The sequence below is a fragment of the Enterobacter cloacae complex sp. BZL2005 genome (assembly GCF_049238885.1).
In the GTDB taxonomy this organism is placed as follows: Bacteria; Pseudomonadota; Gammaproteobacteria; order Enterobacterales; family Enterobacteriaceae; genus Enterobacter; species Enterobacter roggenkampii.
The window spans coordinates 318,995-325,635 of the sequence record NZ_JBMKGI010000004.1 but is presented as its reverse complement, the minus strand read 5'-3'; the positions used below and the strand labels follow the sequence as shown (position 1 = coordinate 325,635).

At 53.6% G+C, this 6,641-nt stretch carries 7 protein-coding genes; 6 read left to right on the top strand and 1 reads right to left on the bottom strand.

Features of this window, described 5'->3' with window-relative positions; all coding sequences use genetic code 11:
* Window positions 1-303: 303 nt before the first annotated feature.
* Complete coding sequence (gene gmhB, locus ACOTXI_RS11045) at window positions 304-870, bottom strand: D-glycero-beta-D-manno-heptose 1,7-bisphosphate 7-phosphatase (protein WP_008501879.1); 567 nt, start codon at window positions 868-870, stop codon at window positions 304-306.
* Window positions 871-1,058: 188 nt separating this feature from the next.
* Here gmhB and metN point away from each other — a divergent pair, with 188 nt between their 5' ends.
* The 6 genes from metN to proS all read left to right on the top strand — a co-directional run bounded on the left by metN (window position 1,059) and on the right by proS (window position 6,638).
* The gene (metN, locus tag ACOTXI_RS11040) at window positions 1,059-2,090 is read left to right on the top strand and encodes a methionine ABC transporter ATP-binding protein MetN (RefSeq protein ID WP_008501880.1); all 1,032 of its coding nucleotides are present in this window, start codon (window positions 1,059-1,061) and stop codon (window positions 2,088-2,090) included.
* Entirely contained in the window at window positions 2,083-2,736 is a 654-nt protein-coding gene (locus ACOTXI_RS11035; RefSeq protein WP_008501881.1) for a methionine ABC transporter permease MetI, read from the top strand. Before metN ends, ACOTXI_RS11035 begins: the two co-directional genes overlap by 8 nt.
* A 40-nt stretch (window positions 2,737-2,776) precedes the next feature.
* The gene (gene metQ, locus ACOTXI_RS11030; RefSeq protein WP_014168729.1) at window positions 2,777-3,592 is read left to right on the top strand and encodes a methionine ABC transporter substrate-binding lipoprotein MetQ; all 816 of its coding nucleotides are present in this window, start codon (window positions 2,777-2,779) and stop codon (window positions 3,590-3,592) included.
* A gap of 106 nt (window positions 3,593-3,698) precedes the next feature.
* A complete protein-coding gene (gene rcsF, locus ACOTXI_RS11025; RefSeq protein ID WP_008501883.1) occupies window positions 3,699-4,103 on the top strand; it encodes an Rcs stress response system protein RcsF in 405 nt (134 codons plus the stop codon).
* Entirely contained in the window at window positions 4,100-4,807 is a 708-nt protein-coding gene (gene tsaA / locus ACOTXI_RS11020) for a tRNA (N6-threonylcarbamoyladenosine(37)-N6)-methyltransferase TrmO (RefSeq protein ID WP_008501884.1), read from the top strand. Before rcsF ends, tsaA begins: the two co-directional genes overlap by 4 nt.
* Window positions 4,808-4,919: 112 nt before the next feature.
* The gene (gene proS / locus ACOTXI_RS11015; RefSeq protein WP_021240478.1) at window positions 4,920-6,638 is read left to right on the top strand and encodes a proline--tRNA ligase; all 1,719 of its coding nucleotides are present in this window, start codon (window positions 4,920-4,922) and stop codon (window positions 6,636-6,638) included.
* Window positions 6,639-6,641 lie beyond the last annotated feature (3 nt).

Sequence of the window (6,641 nt, the reverse complement as noted above, 5' to 3'; positions counted from 1 at the left end):
CATTTTTCGTCCGAGGACGTTAAGAATCCATGTCACTTTGAGTGCCCACACAGATTGTCTGATAAATTGTTAAAGAGCAGTGCAACGCGGCTTTCGCTCACCGTTGCAAGGTGGCGTATATTACGCTTTCCTCTTTCAGAGTCAACCCGTTATTTCAGGATTTTTTCTCTTCAACCGACCACATTGTCTGTGAAGTGATTCACATCCGCCGTGTCGATGGAGGCGCATTATAGGGAGCCGCCGAGGAATGACAAGCGGAAAAATGCATTTTTATTTCAACCGCTCACCTTTTCACCAAAAAGGCTATTTTTGGTGCTTTTTAATCTCTTTTGGCAGATCGGCCAGACTATTAATCACCCAATCCGCCGCATTCTCAGCCTCTGGCGTCACTGGCTTGCCGGTACGCACTAATATTTTAGTCCCTACACCCGCGGCTGCGGCTGCCTGCATATCTTCCAGTTTATCGCCCACCATATAAGAAGCCGCCATATCAATGTGCAGGAACTCCTGCGCAGAGATAAACATCCCCGGATGCGGCTTACGGCAATCACAGGTCTGACGATACGCTTCTACGGTTCCCTGCGGATGATGCGGACAATAGTAGATACCATCGAGATCCACACCGCGGTCGGCAAGTGACCAGTCCATCCATTCGGTCAGCGTCTCGAACTGCGCTTCGGTGAATTTACCGCGTGCAATACCAGACTGGTTCGTCACCACCACCAGCGCATAGCCCATCTCTTTCAGCTGGCGCATGGCATCTATTACGCCCTCGATAAACTCGAACTCATCAATCTCATGGACATAACCGTGATCCACATTAATAGTGCCGTCACGATCGAGAAAAATTGCGGGTACTGATTTTGCCACCGGTTTGCTCCTGAAAAAGGCATGTTCAGCTAGTATCTCATGAATCGCAGCGCAATAAAGTGCTCATCGTACAGAGTTGGATTGATTTAGACGTCTGGATGCCTTAACATCCGTTTTGTTTACGGTCATCACCCGTATCTGGCAGAAGAAAATGCCACGGCTAACTTACATACGATAAAAATAATCTAATGATTAAACTTTCCAATATCACCAAAGTGTTCCAGCAGGGGAACCGAACCATTCAGGCGCTGAACAACGTCAGCCTGCATGTTCCTGCTGGTCAAATTTATGGCGTCATTGGCGCATCGGGTGCAGGTAAAAGTACGCTGATCCGTTGTGTTAACCTGCTTGAGCGCCCAACCCAGGGCAGCGTAGAAGTTGGCGGCCAGGAACTTACCGCCCTTTCAGAAAAAGAACTCACCAAAGCGCGTCGTCAGATTGGCATGATCTTCCAGCACTTTAACCTGCTGGCTTCCCGCACCGTGTTCGGCAACGTTGCCTTACCGCTTGAGCTGGATAACACGCCGAAAGAAGAAGTGAAGCGCCGCGTCACCGAGCTGCTCGACCTCGTGGGTCTGGGCGACAAACAGGATAGCTACCCGGCAAATCTCTCCGGTGGGCAAAAACAGCGTGTGGCCATTGCCCGCGCGCTGGCAAGCAATCCTAAGGTGCTGCTGTGTGATGAAGCCACCAGCGCACTGGATCCGGCAACCACGCGTTCTATTCTTGAACTGCTGAAAGACATTAACCGTCGTCTGGGCCTGACGATCCTCCTTATTACGCACGAGATGGATGTGGTGAAACGCATCTGCGACTGCGTGGCGGTCATCAGTAACGGTGAACTGATCGAGCAGGACACGGTAAGCGAAGTGTTCTCGCATCCGAAAACCCCGCTGGCGCAGCAGTTCATCCAGTCCACGCTGCATCTGGATATTCCGGAAGACTATCTGGAACGTCTGAAAACAGAAGCAACAGCTGACAGCGTCCCGATGCTGCGCATGGAGTTCACCGGTCAGTCCGTTGATGCTCCCCTGCTTTCCGAAACCGCACGTCGCTTTAACGTGAATAACAACATCATCAGCGCGCAGATGGATTACGCCGGTGGCGTCAAGTTCGGCATCATGCTGACAGAAATGCACGGCACACAAGAAGAAACCCAGGCAGCCATTGCCTGGCTGCAAGAACATCACGTAAAAGTAGAGGTACTGGGTTATGTCTGAGCCGATGATATGGCTGCTGGTTCGCGGCGTTTGGGAAACGCTGGCAATGACCTTCGTCTCTGGTTTCTTTGGTTTTGTGATTGGCCTGCCGGTCGGCGTGTTGCTGTACGTGACGCGTCCGGGTCAAATCATTGAGAACGCGAAGCTGTACCGTACGCTCTCTGCGCTGGTGAACATCTTCCGTTCTATCCCGTTCATTATTCTGCTGGTGTGGATGATTCCGTTTACCCGCGTGATCGTCGGAACGTCTATCGGTCTGCAGGCGGCGATCGTTCCGCTGACCGTTGGCGCTGCGCCGTTTATCGCCCGTATGGTGGAAAACGCCCTGCTGGAGATCCCAACCGGTTTGATCGAAGCGTCCCGCGCGATGGGCGCCACGCCGATGCAGATCGTTCGCAAGGTTCTGCTGCCTGAGGCACTGCCAGGGCTGGTGAATGCGGCAACCATTACGCTTATCACCCTGGTCGGTTATTCCGCGATGGGCGGTGCCGTAGGCGCGGGCGGTTTAGGTCAGATTGGTTACCAGTACGGCTATATTGGATATAACGCGACCGTGATGAATACCGTTCTGGTATTGCTGGTTGTTCTGGTTTACTTAATCCAGTTCTCTGGCGATCGCATCGTCCGGGCTGTTACGCACAAATAACGTTACACACAACATAAACTCTACGAGTTAAGGATAAAACATGGCGTTTAAATTAAAGACCTTCGCAGCAGTAGGCGCGCTGATAGGCTCTCTGGCACTGGTGGGTTGCGGTCAGGATGAAAAAGATCCGAACCACATTAAAGTGGGCGTTATCGTAGGTGCAGAACAGCAGGTTGCAGAAGTTGCTCAGAAAGTAGCGAAAGAGAAATATGGCCTGGACGTGGAGTTGGTGACCTTCAACGATTACGTTCTGCCGAACGAAGCGCTGAGCAAAGGTGATATCGACGCGAACGCCTTCCAGCATAAACCATACCTGGACCAGCAGATCAAAGATCGCGGCTATAAACTGGTGGGCGTGGGTAATACCTTCGTTTATCCAATTGCCGGTTACTCTAAGAAAATTAAATCCCTGGACGAACTGCAGCCGGGCTCTCAGGTTGCCGTGCCTAACGACCCAACTAACCTTGGTCGTTCCCTGCTGCTGCTGCAGAAAGTGGGCCTGATCAAACTGAAAGACGGTGTTGGCCTGCTGCCAACCGTTCTGGACGTCACCGAGAACCCGAAAAATCTGAAAATTGTTGAGCTGGAAGCTCCGCAGCTGCCACGTTCTCTGGACGATGCGCAGATTGCCCTGGCCGTTATCAACACCACGTACGCCAGTCAGATTGGCCTGACCCCAGCTAAAGACGGTATCTTCGTTGAAGATAAAGACTCTCCATACGTAAACCTGATCGTGACTCGCGAAGACAACAAAGACGCGGAAAACGTGAAGAAATTCGTACAGGCCTATCAGTCTGACGAAGTTTACCAGGAAGCCAACAAAGTGTTTAACGGCGGCGCTGTTAAAGGCTGGTAATCTCACCTCAGTGTAATATCATCAGGACGGGCTTATGCCCGTCTTGTCATTTGTGCAGTCAACTGATTCAATATCTGACGTTTTGATTATCCATTGAGGAAATATTATGCGTGCTTTACCGATCTGTCTTTTAGCACTCATGCTGAGCGGCTGTTCTATGCTAAGCAGATCTCCCGTTGAACCTGTTCAAAGCACGGCAACCCCGCCAAAGACCGAGCCTGCGAAACCGAAAGTGGTTCGCCCTGCGCCGGTTCGCATTATCACGAAAGCGGATGAACTCGTCGGTAAACCGTTCCGTGAACTGGGCGAAGTGAGCGGCGAATCCTGTCAGGCGACCAATCAGGACTCACCACCGAATATCCCGACTGCGCGTAAACGCATGCAGATTAATGCCGCAAAAATGAAAGCCAACGCGGTCCTGCTGCACAGCTGTGAAGTCACCAGCGGCACGCCGGGCTGCTACCGTCAGGCAGTCTGCATCGGATCTGCGCTGAACATTACGGCGAAATGAGTGCATTTCAGTTCGAGCAGATAGGCATCATCCACTCTCCTTATAAAGAGAAGTTCGCCGTGCCCCGCCAGCCCGGTCTTGTTACCAGCGGCAGCGGCGAGCTTCACCTGATAGCCCCTTACAATCAGGCTGATGCGGTGCGCGGGCTCGATGCCTTTAGCCATCTCTGGGTGGTGTTCGTGTTTCACCAGACGATGGAAGGCGGCTGGCGTCCTACCGTGCGTCCTCCTCGTCTTGGCGGAAATGCGAGAATGGGCGTGTTTGCGACTCGCTCGACTTTCCGTCCAAACCCGGTTGGCATGTCTCTGGTTGAGCTGAAAGGCATACGTTGCCAGAAAGATCAGGTGGTACTCGAGCTGGGTAGCCTGGATCTGGTCGACGGCACGCCGGTTATCGACATCAAACCCTATTTGCCTTTTGTCGAAGCTCTCCCGAACGCGCGTGCAAGTTATGCTCAGGATGCCCCCCAGGCGGACATGCCAGTCTGTTTTACCCCTGAGATAGACTCGCAGCTCAGTCAGCTGGAGAAACGCTATCCTCGTTTGCGGAATTTCATCACCGAAGTGCTGGCGCAGGACCCCCGTCCGGCCTACCGTAAAGAAGAGGAAGCAGGTAAAACGTACGCCGTCTGGCTGCTGGATTTTAACGTTCGCTGGCGCGTCACCGGGGCAGGTTTTGAAGTGTTTGCCCTTGAACCCAGGTAATTTTGTTCTCCTCTCTTTTGGCATCTTTGCCACACTGGTAAACTAAACCACTTTTTTTGTGTCAGGCTGGTGTTTCAGCCTGTTCCAATCGTCGAAATGGAACCGTAACAACATGCGTACTAGCCAATATCTGCTCTCCACTCTGAAGGAGACGCCTGCCGACGCCGAAGTGATCAGCCATCAGCTGATGCTGCGCGCCGGGATGATCCGCAAGCTGGCCTCCGGGTTATACACCTGGCTGCCGACCGGCGTGCGCGTCCTGAAAAAAGTCGAAAACATCGTGCGTGAAGAGATGAACAACGCCGGTGCTATCGAGGTGTCCATGCCCGTGGTTCAGCCCGCTGACCTGTGGCAGGAGAGCGGTCGTTGGGAACAGTATGGTCCTGAACTGCTGCGCTTCGTCGATCGTGGCGAGCGTCCGTTCGTTCTCGGCCCAACGCATGAAGAAGTCATCACCGACCTGATTCGTAATGAGCTGAGCTCTTACAAACAGCTGCCGCTGAACTTCTTCCAGATCCAGACCAAGTTCCGTGACGAAGTTCGCCCACGTTTCGGCGTCATGCGCTCTCGCGAATTCCTGATGAAAGACGCCTACTCTTTCCATACCTCTCAGGAATCCCTGCAAGAGACCTACGACGCAATGTACGCGGCGTACAGCAAAATTTTCTCCCGCATGGGGCTGGATTTCCGTGCTGTGCAGGCTGATACCGGCTCCATCGGCGGTAGCGCATCTCATGAATTCCAGGTACTGGCGCAGAGCGGTGAAGACGATGTGATCTTCTCTGACTCTTCCGATTACGCGGCGAACATCGAATTCGCAGAAGCGCTGGCACCAAAAGAACCACGTGCTGCGGCAACGCAAGAGATGACGCTGGTTGATACGCCAAACGCGAAAACCATTGCCGAGCTGGTTGAGCAGTTCAACCTGCCGATCGAAAAAACCGTGAAGACGCTGCTGGTGAAAGCCACCGAAGGGAGCGCTTACCCGCTGGTTGCCCTGCTGGTGCGTGGCGATCACGAGCTGAACGAAGTGAAAGCTGAGAAGCTGCCGCAGGTCGCCAGCCCGCTGACGTTCGCCACAGAAGCGGAAATCCGCGCCGTGGTCAATGCTGGCCCAGGTTCTCTCGGTCCGGTGAATATGCCGGTTCCTGTTGTTATTGACCGCACGGTAGCCGCGATGAGCGACTTCTCCGCCGGTGCGAACATCGACGGTAAACACTACTTCGGCATCAACTGGGATCGCGACGTGGCGACGCCGGAAGTAGCAGACATCCGTAACGTGGTCGCAGGCGATCCAAGCCCGGACGGTCAGGGTACCCTGATGATCAAGCGCGGCATTGAAGTCGGTCACATCTTCCAGCTGGGTGATAAATACTCTCGCGCGCTGAACGCCGCTGTTCAGGGTGAAGATGGCCGTAACCAGATCCTGACCATGGGTTGCTACGGTATCGGGGTGACGCGCGTGGTAGCTGCCGCCATTGAGCAGAACTATGACGAGCGCGGCATCGTCTGGCCAGACAACATCGCGCCGTTCCAAGTTGCGATTCTGCCAATGAACATGCACAAGTCTTACCGCGTGCAGGAGCTGGCCGAGAAGCTGTATGCCGAGCTGCGTGCGCAGGGTATCGAAGTGCTGATGGATGACCGTAAAGAGCGTCCGGGCGTGATGTTTGCCGATATGGAACTGATCGGTATCCCACACACCGTCGTGATCGGCGACCGTAACCTCGACAGCGACGAGATTGAATACAAATACCGTCGCAGCGGCGAAAAACAGATGATCAAGACCGGCGAGATTCTTGATTACCTGGTGAAAGCCATCAAAGGCTAAACA

Excerpts from the sequence above, each read along its gene's own strand:
- metN (WP_008501880.1), top strand. The coding sequence starts at position 1,059 with ATGATTAAACTTTCCAATATCACCAAAGTGTTCCAGCAGGGGAACCGA.
- proS (WP_021240478.1), top strand. The coding sequence starts at position 4,920 with ATGCGTACTAGCCAATATCTGCTCTCCACTCTGAAGGAGACGCCTGCC.
- ACOTXI_RS11035 (WP_008501881.1), top strand. The coding sequence starts at position 2,083 with ATGTCTGAGCCGATGATATGGCTGCTGGTTCGCGGCGTTTGGGAAACG.
- tsaA (WP_008501884.1), top strand. The coding sequence starts at position 4,100 with ATGAGTGCATTTCAGTTCGAGCAGATAGGCATCATCCACTCTCCTTAT.
- rcsF (WP_008501883.1), top strand. The coding sequence starts at position 3,699 with ATGCGTGCTTTACCGATCTGTCTTTTAGCACTCATGCTGAGCGGCTGT.
- metQ (WP_014168729.1), top strand. The coding sequence starts at position 2,777 with ATGGCGTTTAAATTAAAGACCTTCGCAGCAGTAGGCGCGCTGATAGGC.